The 16586-nt window shown below is 71.6% G+C and carries 15 protein-coding genes and 1 tRNA gene; 6 read left to right on the forward strand and 10 right to left on the reverse strand.

Annotation, left to right across the window (positions count from 1 at the left end; genetic code table 11):
- Window positions 1–9 precede the first annotated feature (9 nt).
- The 4 genes from BIU95_RS08400 (at window position 10) to BIU95_RS08415 (ending at window position 2711) form a co-directional block, all read left to right on the forward strand.
- Window positions 10–84, forward strand: a tRNA-Ile gene (locus BIU95_RS08400).
- A gap of 7 nt (window positions 85–91) precedes the next feature.
- Window positions 92–1216, forward strand: coding sequence for an AI-2E family transporter (locus tag BIU95_RS08405; protein ID WP_017886706.1), 1125 nt, complete (start codon window positions 92–94; stop codon window positions 1214–1216).
- Complete coding sequence (locus BIU95_RS08410; protein ID WP_071251418.1) at window positions 1213–2052, forward strand: DUF1684 domain-containing protein; 840 nt, start codon at window positions 1213–1215, stop codon at window positions 2050–2052. The genes BIU95_RS08405 and BIU95_RS08410 overlap by 4 nt, the downstream gene beginning before the upstream one ends.
- 158 nt (window positions 2053–2210) lie before the next feature.
- Window positions 2211–2711, forward strand: coding sequence for a DUF3145 domain-containing protein (locus BIU95_RS08415; protein WP_031259468.1), 501 nt, complete (start codon window positions 2211–2213; stop codon window positions 2709–2711).
- 246 nt (window positions 2712–2957) lie between these two features.
- On the opposite strand, the gene BIU95_RS08420 is transcribed toward BIU95_RS08415, so the two are convergent.
- The 6 genes from BIU95_RS08420 to aceE form a co-directional block, all read right to left on the reverse strand.
- Window positions 2958–4202, reverse strand: a complete 1245-nt coding sequence (locus BIU95_RS08420; protein WP_071251423.1) for a beta-ketoacyl synthase — start codon at window positions 4200–4202, stop codon at window positions 2958–2960.
- 87 nt (window positions 4203–4289) lie between these two features.
- Window positions 4290–4538 (reverse strand): acyl carrier protein, encoded by a 249-nt coding sequence (locus tag BIU95_RS08425; protein ID WP_017886710.1) that lies wholly within the window; start codon window positions 4536–4538, stop codon window positions 4290–4292.
- Window positions 4539–4660: 122 nt separating this feature from the next.
- Entirely contained in the window at window positions 4661–5713 is a 1053-nt protein-coding gene (locus tag BIU95_RS08430) for a beta-ketoacyl-ACP synthase III (RefSeq protein WP_017886711.1), read from the reverse strand.
- A complete protein-coding gene (locus tag BIU95_RS08435; protein WP_017886712.1) occupies window positions 5710–6651 on the reverse strand; it encodes an ACP S-malonyltransferase in 942 nt (313 codons plus the stop codon). Before BIU95_RS08435 ends, BIU95_RS08430 begins: the two co-directional genes overlap by 4 nt.
- A 93-nt stretch (window positions 6652–6744) precedes the next feature.
- Window positions 6745–7971: a CdaR family transcriptional regulator gene (locus BIU95_RS08440; protein WP_017886713.1), complete on the reverse strand. Its 1227-nt coding sequence runs from the start codon at window positions 7969–7971 to the stop codon at window positions 6745–6747.
- A gap of 7 nt (window positions 7972–7978) precedes the next feature.
- Window positions 7979–10723: a pyruvate dehydrogenase (acetyl-transferring), homodimeric type gene (gene aceE / locus BIU95_RS08445; protein ID WP_071251430.1), complete on the reverse strand. Its 2745-nt coding sequence runs from the start codon at window positions 10721–10723 to the stop codon at window positions 7979–7981.
- 241 nt (window positions 10724–10964) lie between these two features.
- Here aceE and BIU95_RS08450 point away from each other — a divergent pair, with 241 nt between their 5' ends.
- Both BIU95_RS08450 and BIU95_RS08455 read left to right on the forward strand, forming a co-directional pair.
- Window positions 10965–11453, forward strand: a complete 489-nt coding sequence (locus BIU95_RS08450; RefSeq protein WP_017886715.1) for a peroxiredoxin — start codon at window positions 10965–10967, stop codon at window positions 11451–11453.
- 56 nt (window positions 11454–11509) lie between these two features.
- Window positions 11510–12436, forward strand: coding sequence for an alpha/beta fold hydrolase (locus tag BIU95_RS08455; RefSeq protein ID WP_175470741.1), 927 nt, complete (start codon window positions 11510–11512; stop codon window positions 12434–12436).
- A gap of 37 nt (window positions 12437–12473) precedes the next feature.
- On the opposite strand, the gene BIU95_RS08460 is transcribed toward BIU95_RS08455, so the two are convergent.
- Genes BIU95_RS08460 through BIU95_RS08475 form a run of 4 tightly spaced genes read right to left on the reverse strand, consistent with a single transcriptional unit; the run spans window position 12474 to window position 16538 of the window.
- Window positions 12474–14060 (reverse strand): alpha/beta hydrolase, encoded by a 1587-nt coding sequence (locus tag BIU95_RS08460; RefSeq protein WP_071251432.1) that lies wholly within the window; start codon window positions 14058–14060, stop codon window positions 12474–12476.
- Complete coding sequence (locus tag BIU95_RS08465) at window positions 14057–15070, reverse strand: amino acid--[acyl-carrier-protein] ligase (RefSeq protein ID WP_083389301.1); 1014 nt, start codon at window positions 15068–15070, stop codon at window positions 14057–14059. The genes BIU95_RS08460 and BIU95_RS08465 overlap by 4 nt, the downstream gene beginning before the upstream one ends.
- Complete coding sequence (locus BIU95_RS08470) at window positions 15067–16242, reverse strand: acyl-CoA dehydrogenase family protein (RefSeq protein WP_071251435.1); 1176 nt, start codon at window positions 16240–16242, stop codon at window positions 15067–15069. The genes BIU95_RS08465 and BIU95_RS08470 overlap by 4 nt, the downstream gene beginning before the upstream one ends.
- Window positions 16239–16538 carry an acyl carrier protein gene (locus BIU95_RS08475; RefSeq protein WP_071251437.1) on the reverse strand — a complete coding sequence of 100 codons (300 nt, stop codon included), beginning with the start codon at window positions 16536–16538 and terminating at the stop codon, window positions 16239–16241. Before BIU95_RS08475 ends, BIU95_RS08470 begins: the two co-directional genes overlap by 4 nt.
- Window positions 16539–16586 lie beyond the last annotated feature (48 nt).

The raw sequence follows: 16586 nt of genomic DNA on the forward strand, positions 1-16586 counted from the left end.
CTCCGGCGAGGGGCGGTAGCCAAGCTGGTCAAGGCAGTCGGCTCATAACCGAACGATCCGCGGGTTCGAGTCCCGCCCGCCCTACGTGCACATGCCAAGGAAGCGCGACACGTCGCAGGACGACCACGCACCGACACCGAACGTCACCTTCGAGGTGACCCGTGGCGGTACCGGCGTGCGCGTGAACGCGTTCCGGCTGGGGTTCATGGGCGCCATCGGGGTCCTCGTCGCCCTGCTCGCCGGGTCGATCATCAACGAGCTGAGCACGGTCCTGGTCTACATCGGGGTCGCGCTGTTCCTGGCGCTCGGCATCGACCCGCTCGTGTCGTTCCTCGAGCGGATCATCCCGCGGTGGGCGGCCATCACGATCGTCGTGGTCGGGGTGCTCGGGGCCTTCGCCGGCATCGTGTTCGCGGTGGTGCCGATCCTGGTGGACCAGGCGTCGAACCTGATCCAGAACTTCCCCGAGATCGTGCAGGACATCTCGCAGCAGCAGTGGGTGCAGGACCTGTCGAAGCAGTTCGCCGGGTCGTTCGACATCGACCACGCGCTGCAGTCGCTGCAGTCCTTCGTCGAGAAGCCGGGCAACCTGCTCAGTGTCGGCGGCGGGATCCTGGCGGTCGGCAGCGGGATCCTGTCCGGGGTCACCGGGGCGCTCATCGTCATCATCCTGATGCTCTACTTCCTCGCGTCGATGCGGGGCATGAAGCGTGCGGCGTACCGGTTCGTCCCGGCGTCGCGTCGTCAGAACTTCATCGACGTGAGCGAGCAGATCACGCAGGCGGTCGGTCGCTACGTCGTCGGGCAGGTGTCCCAGGCGCTCATCAACGGCATCCTCAGCTTCTTCTTCCTGCTCATCATCGGGGCGCCGCTGCCGGTGCTGCTCGCGTCGTTCGCGTTCCTCGGTTCGCTCATCCCGCTCGTCGGAACGTTGGCCGCCGCGATCGTGATCTCGTTGCTCTGCTTCTTCGCGTCACCGGCGACCGCCCTCGCCGCGGCGATCTACTACCTGGTGTACATGCAGGTCGAGGCCTACTTGATCTCGCCGCGCATCATGTCGCGAGCGGTCCAGGTACCCGGTGCGCTCGTGGTCATCGCCGCCGTCGCGGGCGGCACCATCGGCGGTGTGCTCGGCGCACTCGTGGCCCTGCCCGTCGCGGCGTCGGTCATCATCATCGTGCAGAAGGTCATCTACCCCCGCCAGGAACAGTCGTGACGCGCGGCGACGGCGCGAGCGCCGCGGTCGCCGCCTTCGCCGAGCACGTCGACGAACGTGACCGCTGGGCGCGCAGTGCTCGCGGACCGCTCGCCCTGGTGAACGCGCAACACGTCGACCACTCGCAGCCGGTCTGGCCGGTCCCCGGCACCTGGGCTCCGGCGCCCGGCGGACTCACCGTCACGGCCGAGGCGTCCGACGGCATCGTCGTGGACGGCGTGCCGGTCGACGGGACGGTGCTGGTCGCGGGGGACACCGCCGTCGTCCCGTCCACTGTCGCGCTGCCGGACGGCTTCGCCGGCACCGTCACCGGCGACACCCTGCGTGTCTGGGACCCGTCGTCCGAGGCGATCGCCCGCTTCGCGCACATCGCCCGCTTCGCGCGGTCCGGCGACCGGGTGACGTCCGGCACGTACGTCCCGCTGGTGGACGACGGCCAGGAGGCCCGTGGCAGCGTCCGCGACGCCGCCGGCGACGCCCTGCCGGTTGCCGGACACGTCGAGACCGTCGTTGATGGCGCCACGGTGCGGTTCGTCGCTGTCCGGTCGGCCGCGTTCCGCGGAGTCGCGAGACTGCAGCTCATCGTGCAGGACGCCACGAGTGCCCTGGCCGAGGACGACCCGAGCAGCAGCTACTCGATGGGTCGGTTCCTGTACCTCGACGACCCCGGTGCCGAGGCAACGGTCGAGCTCGACTGGAACCTGCTGGTCCTGCCGCCGGGCGCGTTCTCGTACCAGTACGCCTGCCCGATCCCTCCGGAGGAGAACCGTGTCCCCGTGCCGATCACGGCGGGGGAGCGGCACCCGGTCGACGCGAGCGGTGCCGTCCTGCACTGAACCCGGTCGGGTCCTTGCCGTTCCCAGGCGTGGCGCTGCATAATGGGCGTGTCCCGTCGGGACATCACAATCGCATACCGATGGTTCCGTGGCCCCTCGGGTCAGGATCCTCCGCACCAGGTCGATGGGGAAGTCGCACCTGACGTATCGGAGGAACCGTGAACGGAACGACGACAGGAGTGCTCTACGTGCACTCCTCACCCCGCGCGCTCTGCCCGCACGTCGAATGGGCAGCAGGTCGCGCCATGAACCGCGCCGTGAACTTCTCGTGGCTCGACCAGCCCGCGCAGGACGGTGCGCGTCGGACCGAGTTCACGTGGACCGGTGCGGTCGGTGCCGGTGCCGCGATCGCCTCTGCCCTGCGCGGGTGGGAGCACCTGCGGTACGAGGTCACCGAGGAGCCGACGAGCGCCTCGGACGGCGGTCGCTGGATGCACACGCCCGACCTCGGGGTGTTCTACGCGCAGACCGACGTCACGGGCAACATGGTCATCCCCGAGGACCGGGTGCGCTACGCGATGGAGGTCGCGGGCAGCAACGCCCTCGAACTGCACCGTGAGCTGCGACTGGCCCTCGGGCAGGCCTGGGACGACGAGCTCGAGCCCTTCCGCCACGCCGCCGAGGGCAACCCGGTCGTCTGGCTGCACCGCGTCGGCTGACCCGGACTCGCCGCACGCCGGCGTGTCGGGTGCGCCAGACGCCGGCGTGTCGGGTGCGCCAGACGCCGGCGTGTCGCCCGGACACCGCCACAGACTCGAGACGCCGCCGAATACGGCGGCGTCTCGTCGTTCCCAGGGCGCGGCAGCGACACGACGGCGTGTGGACGGGGGGCTGACCCGGGCACCGGAACGACGGAAGCCCGCCCCGACGACGCGGGACGGGCCTCCTGGCAGGTGCTGCCGTGACTAGACGCTGCGGAACGCGACCACGGCGTTGTGTCCGCCGAAGCCGAACGAGTTGCTGACGGCGAGCAGGTCGCCTTCGGGCAGCGGACGCGGTTCGCGGGCGACGTCCATGACGATCTCCGGGTCCTGGTCGTGCAGGTTGATCGTCGGCGGCGCGACGCGGTTGTGCAGCGCGAGGACGGTGAAGACCGCCTCGATCGCACCGGCACCACCGAGCAGGTGGCCCGTGGACGCCTTGGTGGCGGACACCACGACGTTGTCCAGGTGGTCGCCGAAGACCCGACGCATCGCGTGGTACTCGGCGACGTCCCCGACGGGGGTCGAGGTGGCGTGCGCGTTGACGTGCACGACGTCCTCGATGCTCGCGTCGGCGTGCTCGAGGGCCTGCAGGACCGCACGGGCGGCGGCGCTGCCCTCGGGGTCCGGCGCGGTGATGTGGAAGGCGTCCGAGGTGATGCCGGAGCCGGCGACCTCGGCGTAGATGGTCGCGCCGCGGGCCTCGGCGTGCTCCTTCGACTCGAGGATGAGCGCCGCGGCGCCGTCACCGAGGACGAAGCCGTCACGCGTGACGTCGTAGGGGCGCGACGCGGTCTCGGGGGAGTCGTTGCGGCGCGACAGGGCCTGCATGGCGGCGAACGCGGCCAGCGGGAGCGGGTGCAGCGCGGCCTCGGCGCCACCGGTGATGACGATGTCGGCGTCGCCGTCGGCGATGTGCCGGTAGGCCTCGGCCAGCGACTCGGTCGACGAGGCACACGCCGACAGGTAGGTGCGGGCGCCGCCACGGGCGCCGAACTCCATCTCGATGGCGGCGGCGGGACCGTTCGCCATGAGCATCGGGACCGTCATCGGCAGGACGCGACGCGGGCCCTTCTCGCGCAGGGTGTCCCAGGCGTCGAGCAGCGTGTTCACGCCACCGATGCCCGTTGCCCAGTCGACGATCAAGCGCTCGGGGACGACCGACTCGTCGTCGATGCCGGCGTCGGCCCATGCTTCGCGCGCTGCGACGAGCGACAGCTGCGACGAGGGGTCGAGGCGCTTCGACTCGGGGCGGGTGAGCTGGTCGGTGAGGAAGGTGCGCGCCTGGCCGGCGAACTCCACGGGGAGTTCGAGGTCGGCGTAGCGGGGGTCCTCGATGCGGGTGATGCCGGACTTGCCGGCGAGCAGCGCGTCCCAGGTGTCCGGGGCGGTCGCGGCGAGGGGTGAGATCGCACCGATCCCGGTGACGACGACGGTCTTCTTGGTCATGGGACGACGTGTTCTTTCGTTGGGGTGAACAAGATGAACGCCGCGGCCCGCAGGGGTCCGCGGGCCGCGGCGCTCAGGAAGCTCGTGTCAGGCCTGGGCCTTGACGATGTAGTCGACCGCGTTGCCGACGGTCTTGAGGTTCTTGACCTCTTCGTCCGGGATCTTCACGTCGAACTTCTCCTCGGCGTTGACCACGATGGTCATCATCGAGATGGAGTCGATGTCGAGGTCGTCCGTGAAGGACTTGTCGGCGGCGACGGTGTCGGTGGCGATACCGGTCTCGTCGTTGATCAGCTCGGCCAGGCCGGCGAGGACTTCTTCGTTGGACAGGGCCATGAGTGTTCTCCTTGAAGGGGGGTGTCGTTTGACCGTTGACCAGCCTAGGGCACGCGGGGTCCGGGTGCGCGGAGGCTCGTCGGGATGGGGACCGGTCGCGCGGGTGCGCGACCGGGGTGGGATCAGGGGAGGACGACCACCTGGGCGCCGAACACGAGTCCGGCGCCGAATCCGATCTGCAGGGCGAGGCCGCCCGACAGGTCCGGGTGCTCCTCGAGCAGGCGGTGCGTGGCGAGCGGGATGCTCGCGGCGGAGGTGTTGCCGGTGGTGGTGATGTCGCGGGCGATCGTCACCGTCTCGGGCAGGCCGAGCTGCTTGGCGAACTCGTCGATGATGCGGATGTTCGCCTGGTGCGGCACGAAGGCGGCGAGGTCCTCGGGGCGGACCCCGGCGGTCTCGAGCGCCTGTCGGGCGACCTTGACCATCTCCCAGACGGCCCAGCGGAACACCGTCTGGCCGGCCTGGCGCATGGTCGGGCGGGGTGCACCGGCCTCCCACTCGTTGTAGGTCGCGGTCATGCCGATGGCATCCCACTTCGAGCCGTCCGAGCCCCAGATGGTGGGGGCGATGCCCGGGAAGTCGCTCGGGCCGATCACGGCGGCGCCGGCACCGTCCCCGAGCAGGAACGAGATCGAGCGGTCGGTCGGGTCGACGACGTCGCTGAGCTTCTCGGCCCCGACGACCAGCACGTGGTCGGCGAGCCCGGACTTGATGAACGAGTCGGCCTGGGCGATGCCGTAGGCGTACCCGGCGCAGGCGGCGCTGATGTCGTACGCGGCGGCCGGGGTGGCACCGATGCGTTCGGCGAGCAGCGACGCCATCGACGGGGTGGCGACGGTGTGCGTGACGGTGCTCACGAGCACGACGCCGATCTGGGACGGCTCGATGCCGGCCTTCTCGATCGCCTCGCGTGCGGCGGTCTCGGCGAGGTCGACGGCTTCGACGTCCTCGCCGGCACGCTTGCGGGTGATGATGCCGGTGCGCTGGCGGATCCACTCGTCGGACGAGTCGATCGGGCCGACGAGGTCGTCGTTCGGCACGACGTTCTCGCCGCGGGCGGCGCCGAACGCCAGGATCCGGGTGAACTCGTGGCCGCGGCGCTGCTGGAGCAGCGGGCGCGCGGATCCGGTCGGGAGGCCCGTGGGGGCGTCCGTCGGGGTGGTCGGGTCGGTCATGCGGTTGCGTCTGCTTCCTGGCCCGCGCGCTGCAGCAGGTCGATCGCTGCAGGCAGGTCGTCGGGGGTCTTGATGGCGACGGTCGGCGTGCCGCGGAGGCCGCGCTTCGCCAGGCCGACGAGGGCACCGGCGGGTGCGAGCTCGATGATGCCGGTCACGCCGGCGGCGGAGAAGGACTCCATGACCGCGTCCCAGTGCACCGGGTTCGCGATCTGCTGGACCATCAGGTCGACGAAGCGTCGGCCGTCGTCCACCCGGGAGCCGTCGGCGTTGGTCCAGATCGGCAGGGTCGGGTCCTGCACGGCCGCGGCGGCCGCCACCGGTGCGACCCGCTCGACGGCGGGCGCCATGTAGCGGGTGTGGAACGCGCCGGCGACGGCGAGGGGGATGACCCGGGCCTTGGCGGGCGGGGCCGCGGCGAGGGCGGCGATGGCGTCCGCGGCGCCGGCGACGACGGTCTGACCGCCACCGTTGTGGTTCGCGGGCACCAGGCCGTGCTCGGCGAGGGCGGCGGCGACCGCATCGGCGTCGCCACCGAGGACGGCGGCCATCGAGGTCGGTTCGAGCGCGGCGGCGTCGGCCATCGCCCGGCCCCGCTCGGCGACCAGTGCGACGGCGTCGGTCGGCTCGAGGATCCCGGCGACCGCGGCAGCGGTGAACTCGCCCACCGAGTGCCCGGCGACCCCGCCCACCAGGGCACGACGGCCCTCGGCGAGCAGCGCGTCGGCGGTCACCAGGCCGGCGGCAACGATGAGGGGCTGTGCGAGCGCGGTGTCCTTGATGGTGTCCGCGTCGGAGTTCGTGCCGTGCTCGGCGAGGTCGACGCCGATCGACTCCGACCACTGCCCGACGCGTTCACGAACGGAGGCGTCCTCGAGCCAGGGGGCGAGGAAGCCGGGGGTCTGGGAGCCCTGTCCGGGCGCGACGACGACGATCACCGGACAATCCTCGCGTTCTCGCCCCGCAGGGCACGTGTGGACTTCCCACACGAATCCCGGTGGGACATTGTCGGTTCTCTACGTCCCGGCGCGTCAGCGTCGGGGTGTGATGCGGCGACGGCCGGTCGCGGACTCCGACATCGCGCCGAGGATGAGCGCCGACTGCACGATCAGGGCGTCCCGGGCGTTCGTGGCGTCCCAGCCGATGATGTCGGCGACGCGGCGCAGGCGGTAGCGCACGGTGTTCGGGTGCACGAAGAGCTCCCTGGCGGTGGCCTCGAGCGAGCGGCCGGTGTCCAGGTAGCACCACAGCGTCTGCAGGAGCTCGGTCGACTGGTCCTTGAGCGGGACGTAGATGCGCTGGACCAGGGCCGAGCGGGCCAGCGGGTCACCGGCCAGGGCGCGCTCGGGGAGCAGGTCGTCGGCGAGGGCCGGACGGGGGACACCGCGCCAGGCACGCGCGACGGCGAACCCGGCCAAGGCGGCCTTCGCGCTGGTCGAGGCGTCGACGACCCCGGGGACCTCGTTGCCGAGGACCAGGTGGCCGTCGCCGAACAGCGGTTCGAGGGCCTGCGCGATGGTCGTGAAGGAGACGGGCTCCTCGCCCTCGGGCACGTCGTCACGCGGGGTGGCGCGACCGATGACCACGACGAGCCGCGATCCCTGGACCCCGACGAGCACGTCGGCGTCCATGTGCCGTGCGGTGCGACGGACCTGGTCGACCTCGAGCTGCTTCGGCGCGGTGCCGACGAGCACCGCGACCTCGCCGTGCCCGTGCCACCCGAGGGCGGCGATGCGGGACGGCAGTTCGTCGTCGTACTCGCCCGAGAGGATCGAGTCGACGACGAGGGCTTCGAGCCGGGCATCCCACAGGCCGCGGGCCTCGGCCGCGCGGGCGTAGACGTCGGCGGCCGCGAACGCGATGTCACGGGAGTACTTGAGGATCGCCTCCTGCAGCATCTCGTCGTCGGCGGCGCGTTCCTCGACCACGGTGACGACGACGCGGATGAGCTGCAGGGTCTGCTGCAGGCTCACCGAGCGCAGGAGCTCCCGTGGGGCGGACCCGAAGACGTCGGCCGCGGCGATCCACGGCGTCGACGCAGTGCCCTCGAGCCAGCTGATGAACGACGTGATGCCGGCCTGGGCGACGAGGCCCACGGCGGAGCGGCGCCCCGGTGGCATCTCGCTGTACCAGGGGAGGGTGTCCTCGAGCCGCTTGATGGTCGCGGTGGAGAGTTCTCCGGACACCTGACGGAGCCAGGAGAGCGCACGCTCACGCGCGCTCTCCTGGCTCTCGTGGTCCGGGCGGACCGTCGTCACGGGGTGATCAGCTCTCGCCGCCCGCGCTGCCGGTGGTGCCGGCGGTCACGTCGTGCAGGCGGTACTTGTCGATCGCCTGCTGGACGAGCGCGCCGTCGACCTTGCCCTGGCGGGCAAGCTGCTGCAGCGTCCGCACGACGACCGAGGGGCCGTCGATGTGGAAGAAGCGGCGAGCGGCCGGACGGGTGTCCGAGAAACCGAAGCCGTCGGCACCGAGGGTGGCGTAGTCGGTCGGCACGAACGGACGGATCTGCTCCTGCACCAGGTGCATGAAGTCGCTCACGGCGACGACCGGTCCTTCGGTGCCGAGCAGACGCTCGGTGACGAACGGCGTGCGGGCCGGCTCGTTCGGGTTGAGGAACGCCTGCTGCTCGGCGGCCACACCGTCGCGGTACAGCTCACCCCAGCTCGTGACGCTCCACACGTCGGCCGACACGCCCCAGTCCTCGGCGAGGAGCTGCTGCGCCTCGAGGATCCACGGCACGGCGACACCGGACGCGAGCAGCTGGGCCTTCGGGCCGTCGTGCTCGCTCGGCTTGAGCAGGTACATGCCCTTGAGGATGCCCTCGACGTCGACGCCCTCGGGCTCGGCCGGCTGCACCAGCGGCTCGTTGTAGACCGTCAGGTAGTACATGACGTTCGGGTCGGCGTGCTTCGGCGAGCCGTCCTCGTTCGTGCCGTACATGCGGTCGAGGCCGGCCTTGACGATGTGGCCGATCTCGTAGCCGTACGCCGGGTCGTACGAGACGACGGCCGGGTTCGTCGTGGCGAGGAGCGGCGAGTGGCCGTCCGCGTGCTGCAGGCCTTCGCCCGTCAGCGTGGTGCGGCCGGCGGTCGCGCCGATCATGAAGCCACGGGTCATCTGGTCGCCGGCGGCCCAGATGGCGTCGCCGGTGCGCTGGAACCCGAACATCGAGTAGAAGACGTAGACCGGGATGAGCGGCTCGCCCTGCGTCGAGTACGAGGTACCGACCGCGGTGAACGCCGCCAGGGCGCCCGCCTCGTTGATGCCGACGTGGATGATCTGGCCCTGCGGGCTCTCCTTGTAGGCGAGGAGGAGTTCGCGGTCGACGGACGTGTAGTGCTGGCCGTTCGGGTTGTAGATCTTCGCCGACGGGAAGTAGGCGTCCATGCCGAACGTGCGTGCTTCGTCCGGGATGATCGGGACCACGCGGTCGCCGAAGTCGGGCGAGCGCAGCAGGTCCTTCAGCAGGCGGGCGAACGCCATGGTGGTGGCGACCTCCTGCTTGCCGGAGCCCTTCTTCACGACCTGGTACTTCGAGTCGTCCGGCAGCGTGAACTGCGTGTACTTCGTGCGACGTTCCGGCACGTAGCCACCGAGCGCGCGACGGCGCTCGTGCATGTACTGGATCGCCTCGTCGTCGTTGCCCGGGTGGTAGTACGGCGGCGTGTAGGGGTTCTCTTCCAGCTGCGCGTCGGAGATCGGGATGCGCATCTCGTCGCGGAACTGCTTGAGGTTGTCGAGCGTGAGCTTCTTCATCTGGTGGGTCGCGTTGCGGCCCTCGAAGCTCGGGCCGAGGCCGTAGCCCTTGACCGTCTTCGCCAGGATGACGGTCGGCTGGCCCTTGTGCTCGGTCGCGGCCTTGAAGGCGGCGTAGACCTTGCGGTAGTCGTGGCCACCGCGCTTGAGGTTCCAGATCTGGTCGTCGGTGTAGTCCTGGACGAGCTCGAGCGCCTTCGGGTCGCGCCCGAAGAAGTTCTCGCGCACGTAGGCACCGTTCTCGGCCTTGTACGTCTGGTAGTCGCCGTCCGGCGTCTGGTTCATCAGGTTGAGGAGCGCGCCCTCGGTGTCGCGGGCGAGCAGGTCGTCCCACTCGCGGCCCCAGACGACCTTGATGACGTTCCAGCCCGCACCGCGGAAGAACGCCTCGAGCTCCTGGATGATCTTGCCGTTGCCACGGACCGGACCGTCGAGTCGCTGCAGGTTGCAGTTGATGACGAAGTTCAGGTTGTCGAGGCCGTCGTTCGCAGCGACCTGGAGCTGGCCGCGGGACTCGACCTCGTCCATCTCGCCGTCGCCCAGGAACGCCCAGACCTGCTGGTCCATGGCGTCCTTGATGCCGCGGTTCGACAGGTACTTGGCCTGCTGCGCCTGGTAGATCGCGTTGATCGGGCCGATGCCCATCGACACGGTCGGGAACTGCCAGAAGTGCGGCATGAGGCGCGGGTGCGGGTACGACGACAGGCCGCCGCCGGCGTGCGACTTCTCCTGCCGGAACCCGTCGAGCTGGTCCTCGGACAGGCGCCCTTCGATGTAGGCGCGGGCGTACATGCCGGGGGAGGCGTGGCCCTGGAAGAAGACCTGGTCGCCACCGGAGGGGTGGTCCTGCGCGCGGAAGAAGTGGTTGTAGCCGACCTCGTACATCGCGGCGCTCGACGCGTACGTCGAGATGTGCCCGCCGACCGCGATGCCCGGACGCTGCGCGCGGTGCACCGTGATGGCCGCGTTCCAGCGGATCCAGCGGCGGTACCGGCGCTCCAGCTCTTCGTCGCCGGGGAACTCCGGCTCGTTCTCCGGCGCGATGGTGTTCACGTAGTCCGTCGTCGGGACCATCGGCACACCGAGGTGCAGTTCCTTGGACCGCTTGAGCAGGCTCAGCATGATCTCGCGACCGCGCTGGTGTCCGTGGGTCTGGACCAGCCCGTCCAGGGACTCACGCCATTCGGCGGTCTCCTGCGGATCCTGGTCGTTCGCCCCGGTGCTGTACGGGTCCTGGTCGTTCACCGTCACCCTTGACCTCGTTCGTTCTCGTGGTGGTGGACATGGTGGCTCCGGTGGTCGGGTCGCGACCGGCTGGGGCCCCGTCCACTCTAGGCCCCAGGACCGACGCTGATGCTGATGGTGACGTGCAGGTGGACGGGTGCTTGCATTCGCGTGTCGTCGGCGTAGCATGGCCGATCGTGCACACGCGATCCGCGGCGCACGGACCCGACGGGCACACCCCACGCCCGAGGAAGAAGCACACGTAGCGATGGCACTGGAGATCGGCTCACTCGCGCCGGACTTCGAGCTCCCGAACCAGTTCGGTGAGCACGTCCGACTCAGCGACTTCCGCGGCAACCGCCCGGTCGCACTCGTCTTCTTCCCGCTGGCGTTCTCGTCCGGGTGCACGAACGAGCTCTGCACCCTGCAGGACAACATCACGATGTTCCAGGACCAGCGCATCGAGCTCCTCGGCATCTCGGTCGACTCGAAGGCGACGCTGCGGTCGTTCGCCGAGACGAACGGCTACGACTTCGAACTGCTCGCCGACTTCTGGCCGCACGGCGCGGTCTCGAAGGAGTACGGCGTGTTCCTCGAGCACAAGGGCTTCGCCACCCGCGCGACCTTCGTCATCGACGTGCAGGGCCGCATCAAGGCCTCGATCATCACCGAGCCCGGCCTGCAGCGCGACGTGGCCGAGTACAAGGCGGCCCTCGACCGGCTCGCCGCCTGCTCGGCACCCGTCCCCGTCGGCTAGCGTTCCGAATCCCTGCTGACGGACGCATCCGCGTCGACGGTCGGACAGGAGGCCCGGTGCACGCCATCGACACCGACCCGCGTGGTCGCGGGGTCGCCTCCGACGGCTACGCCCCGTACCCGGTGCGCGTCACGCCCGGCGCCTGGGGCCTAACCCGCACGGTCGTCGACACCCCGACCGGGCCAGTGGTGGTGCACCACCGCGTCGGCCCGGACCCGCTCCTGCTGCTGCACGGCATCGCCGGCTCCTGGTCGACGTGGACCCCGCTGCTGCGCGCCGCGGACGGCATCGGTGCCCGCGGACTGGTGCTCGTCGACCTGCCCGGCTGGGGGTCCTCGCCGGCCCCCGACGGTCCGCTCGGGCTCGACGCCGTCACGGCTGCCGTGACCGCGGTCCTCGGAGCACTGGACCTCGGTGCGGTCGACGTCGTCGGGCACTCCATGGGCGCGTTCGTCGGGTTGCACCTGGCCGTGGTGGCGCCCGAGCGGGTCCGGTCGCTCGCGCTGGTGTCCGGCACGACGGTCGCGACGGCCGGTGCGGCGCGGCACCCCGTCCGGGCGCTCGGCACCCTGCCGGCGTTCACCTTGCTGCGAGCCGGCCTGACGGTGACCGGTGGCGCCGCTCGTCCGCTGCTCCGGGGGATCGCCCGGATCGGCCTGCTGCCGCTCGTCGCGGCGCCGGTGTTCACGCACGTGCGACGCCTGGACCCGAGCGTCCTGGCGGCCTTCGTGGACGAGCTCCGGCCGGAGCAGTTCACCGAGGCGGCACGGTCGGCGGCGGCGTACGACGTCGACCGGTGGCGCGCGATCACGTGCCCGGTGACGGCGATCGCGGGCCGCGACGACGTGTTCGCCCGCGTCTCGGACCTGGCCGCAGTGCGGGCGCTCGTGCCGCAGACCCGCACGGTGCTGCTGGAGGCGTGCGGGCACTTCGCCCACGTCGAGCGTCCCGACGCGGTCGCGCACGAGCTCGGGTTCGTCTGAGCTCCTGCACGCCGGCCTGCCGCACGGTCGGCAGCCGTCAGGCGGGCACGGGGAACGTCGCCGCGACGCGGGAGCGCACCTCGGCCTGCACCGCCTGCCGCATCACGGGGGAGAACAGCGAGTGGTCGCCGGCCTCGACCCGCACGACCGACAGGGCGCCACGGCGGCCGGTGCCGGTGTAGCGACGCACGGCCTTCTGCCCGCCGAGACGGTCGAACAGTGCGGCGTCGTCCGGGGCCACGATCACGACCACGTCGGTGCCGTGCTCGACGAGGGGGCGCACGTGCTCGACGACGCCGCCGACCCGGTCGCGTCGGGCGATGCGGTCGCGGAGGGCCTTCGGCACCAGGGCGTTGTAGCGGTGCCGGATCCAGAGTCGCGTCGGTGAGGGGGCGTCGATCGCGCGGACGGCGTCCTCGTAGCTCCCGGGGGCCGCGGGATGCCGCCGGTAGTCGTTCGGGCTGATCTCGACCACGAGGCGTGGGGCCTCCTCGGCCGAGCGGCCCGCGAGCCAGGCACCGGCGCACATGCCGACGAGCACCAGACGGTCCGAGGGTTCGCCGAGGGCGGTGACGACGGCGGACTGGTCCTCGACCCACTCCTGGGCGAACAGGAAGCTGCGCTCGTCCTCGTGCACGGCGCTGCTCTCGCCCGTGCCGCGGCGGTCGACGCGGACCACCCGAGCGCCGTCGCGTGCCAGGGCCCGAGCGAGTCCGACCTGGTAGTCGGTGGCGCCGACGCGGTGCTCCGCGGCGCCGTTGTGCAGGACGACGAGCGGGGCGTCGTGGTGCTGCGCGGACGACACGGTCTCGACGGCGAACAGCCGCTCGGGGCCCAGGCGGACGATCCGTTCCGAGACGCGGCCGTCCACGTCGAGGACCTCGTCGAGCTCGGGCGGGGCGACGGGTGCCGCAGCGGTGGGTGCCCAGGCACCGAGCCAGGCGCCGGCGGTGTCGATGGCGGTGCCGGGGATCCGGGCGTGGATGCTCGTGCCGTCGAGCAGCTCAGCGCTGCCGGTGACCTCGGTCACCTCGACGCCACCGAGGGGCTTCGGCGCACGGGTACCCGGACGGACGAGGGCGACGGTCGGTCCGGTGCGCGGAGCGAACGCCAGGGCGGACAGTGCGGCGGCCTCGTCGGTGTCGACCTCGATGCCGATGAGGCTCTCGACACCGTCGACGACCCGATCGGCCCCGATGGTGATCGTCGCCAGGGCGCGCTGTCGGCGGAGCCAGCCCCTGCCGGACGCCGGGGCGTCCCAGACGAGCAGGCCGTCGGTCGCCTGGGCGGCAGCGGCGGCGACGATTGCGGCGGACGCCAGCCCGACGAACGCGACGTCCCGGATGCCCGTCGACCGGAGCAGCGCAGCGGCGTGGCGCGCGGACCGGACCTGCGCGTCGGACGTGGTGTCGGGTGCGCCGTCACCACGTCCGGACGGGTCGTAGCGCACCGAGGCGATGCCATGGGCCTCCAGACGGTCGGCCAGCAGGCGGAGCGTGCGGTACGCGATGACGCCCTCCTGCCCGAGCGGCGGGCAGATGACGACACCGGCGCGCGCGGCGGCGGGGAGCTGGACCGCGGCGCGGATCGCCGGCGATCCGGACCAGCCGTGCAGCGTGGTCACAGTGCCAGGGCGGCGCGGGCGGACGCCGGCCAGGCGTCGAGGTCCGTGCCGTGGGCGGCGAACAGGGCGATGGTGATGCGTTCCAGGCCGAACGCGATGCAGGCGCTGTGCGCCACCTGCCCGTCCTCGGTGCGCAGGCCGAACGAGGTGCCGAAGTGGTCCTCGTGCAGGTTCGCGGAGCTGATCGCGGTGGCGTCGTGGTCGGCGCCGTAGACCTTCGTCACGAACTCGAACTTCAGGGCCTGCTCGACCTGGTTGCGGGCGAGCATCTGCCCGACGCGGCCGAAGAAGGGGTCGTTGGCGGGGACGACGTCGATCTCGAGCCCGATTGACTCGAGCAGGGCGCGCATCACCGGGATGCTGCCGTCGCGGTGGGCCGCTGCGGACGCGGGGGTGCCGACGTGCACGAACTCGTGCATGTGGAAGGCCTGCAGGCGCATCGGGTCGAGCGAGGGCTCCCGGCGGAAGGAGTCGCCCAGGACGTCGAGGAACCGACCCTGCTGCGGGACGGTGTCGCCGAGGAGGCCGTAGACGGGGTGGCAGACAGCGGGGGTGAGCATGAGGTCGGCCGGCTCGAGGAAGCCCTCCCAGCGCTCACCGCGCTCGCGGGCGGCGAGCAGCGCGCGGTGGGTGCGGTCGTCGCCGGTGAACCCGGAGATCGACGCGGCGAGGTCCGGGAACGACGCGATGTAGTCGGTGCGCTCGAAGGACGCGAGCGGCTCGACCGGCGGGAAACGCAGGACCTCGGCGCCGAGGTGCTGCTGGCTGCGGACCGCTGCGGCGTCGACCGCGGCGGAGACGCGCTCGAAGACCCCGGTGCGGCCGTAGAGGCCGGGCGTGCCGAGGTCGAGGAGCACGCCGTCGGTGAGCAGGCGGGCGCGGAGGGCGGCGCGGGCGGCGTCGAGCGCCGTGGCGGTGTCCGTGCCGGCGGTGTCCGCGGTGTCCGCGGTGTCCGCGGTGTCCGCGGTGGAGGCGTCGGTGGTGTGCGTGGTGGTGTCCGTGGTGGTCACAGGATCACTCCCGTCATGATGGCCAGGTCGGCGTCGTTCCCCAGGAGACGGTCGTTGCTCACCATGACGGCGGCACCGTGGGCGTCTCGGAGGTGGCGGGCGATGCTCATCGGACCCGATGCGGCGTAGCCGGCGATCCCGACGATGCGCAGCGCCTTCGTGACGATGTCGGTGACGCGCTCGGACGCACCGATCTTCAGGGCGTTCGCGGCGAGGGCGTACGCGCTCGAGGCCAGCACGTCCGGGTCGTCGGCGGCGGCGTCGAACCGTTCGGCGGCGTGGCGCACCGAGTCGGCCAGCGCCTGCAGGTCGACCAGGAGCTCGGCGAGCCGGAGGGCACCGGGCGGGGTCGTGCCGACGGCTGCCCGGGCCTGCTTGCGGACGGCGCTGCGGGCACGTTCGGCGGACGACACGGCGATGCCGAGCCAGACCGAGGCCCACAGCACGTGCGACACCGGCAGGACGGTCTGGGCGGAGATCGCGGCGTAGTCGTCGCGGAACACCCGGTCGGTCGTCGTCTCGGTGTCGAGGATCCACCCGTTGCTGCAGGTGCCGCGGAGCCCCAAGGTGTCCCAGGTCGACGTCTGCGACAGGACCATCGTGTCGGTGCGGCAGATGAGCAGTCGCTGGTCCGACGCCGGGGCGTCCGGGTCGCGTCGCGCGGTGACGAACACCGCGTCGGCCTCGGTGGCGTAGGAGATCACCGGCGCGTCCTTGCGCAGGCGGATCCGGCCGTCGTCGGTCGGCTCGATGGAGCAGGTGGAACGCCGGGCGTCGCCGCCGACGCCGCGCTCGCTCGTTGCCGACGCGACGAGTGCCCCGCCCCGGACGGCCTCGATGGTCTCGAGCACGCCGGCACCGTCGCCGCCGTGCCGCCAGAGCGCCATGACCTGGCCCTGGTGCATCGCGAACACCATGCCGGTCGCGGCACAGGCCCGGCCGAGCTCGGTCGCGATCGCCGAGAGCTCGGCCACGGAGGCGCCCTCGCCACCGTGCTCGGTCGGCACCGCTGCCGCGAGCAGGCCGTACTCCCGCATCGCGGCGATGGCCTCACGCGGGGGCCGGGCGTCGCGGTCGACCTCGTCGGCGAACTGCGCGGCGACCTCGGCCACCGCGCTCGCACGCTCGGCGAACCGGTCGACGACCGACGGTGCCGGCAGGACCAGGGTCACGAGGCGAGCTCCGCGGCGAGCTCCGCGGCGGCGGTGATCGACTCGACGCTGGCGAAGGTGGACCGGTTGAGCACGGAGTCGGGGAACTCGACGTCGAGCTCGGACTCCACCGCGAGCATCACGTTGACGGTCGCGTGCGAGGTCAGGCCGAGGACGTAGAGGTCGGCGATCGGCGCGACGTCCCACGCGTCGACCGTCAGCCGGCCGTGCTCGGCGAGGGCGCGGCGGACAGCCTGGTCGGTGGCCGGTCCGGCGATCGTCGCGGTGGCGCTGGAGGGGTTCGGGTCCTGTTCCATGACGGCAACCATAAGGAGGAACAGCCCTCGGGAAACCGCCGTGCGGAT

This window comes from Curtobacterium sp. MCBA15_007 (assembly GCF_001864905.1).
GTDB classification, from domain to species: domain Bacteria; phylum Actinomycetota; class Actinomycetes; order Actinomycetales; family Microbacteriaceae; genus Curtobacterium; species Curtobacterium poinsettiae.

What these genes read in the sequence shown, in the direction of transcription:
- BIU95_RS08405 (WP_017886706.1), top strand. Translation starts at nt 92, where the DNA reads ATGCCAAGGAAGCGCGACACGTCGCAGGACGACCACGCACCGACACCG.
- BIU95_RS08420 (WP_071251423.1), bottom strand. Translation starts at nt 4,202, where the DNA reads ATGACCAAGAAGACCGTCGTCGTCACCGGGATCGGTGCGATCTCACCC.
- BIU95_RS08425 (WP_017886710.1), bottom strand. Translation starts at nt 4,538, where the DNA reads ATGGCCCTGTCCAACGAAGAAGTCCTCGCCGGCCTGGCCGAGCTGATC.
- BIU95_RS08430 (WP_017886711.1), bottom strand. Translation starts at nt 5,713, where the DNA reads ATGACCGACCCGACCACCCCGACGGACGCCCCCACGGGCCTCCCGACC.
- BIU95_RS08450 (WP_017886715.1), top strand. Translation starts at nt 10,965, where the DNA reads ATGGCACTGGAGATCGGCTCACTCGCGCCGGACTTCGAGCTCCCGAAC.
- BIU95_RS08475 (WP_071251437.1), bottom strand. Translation starts at nt 16,538, where the DNA reads ATGGAACAGGACCCGAACCCCTCCAGCGCCACCGCGACGATCGCCGGA.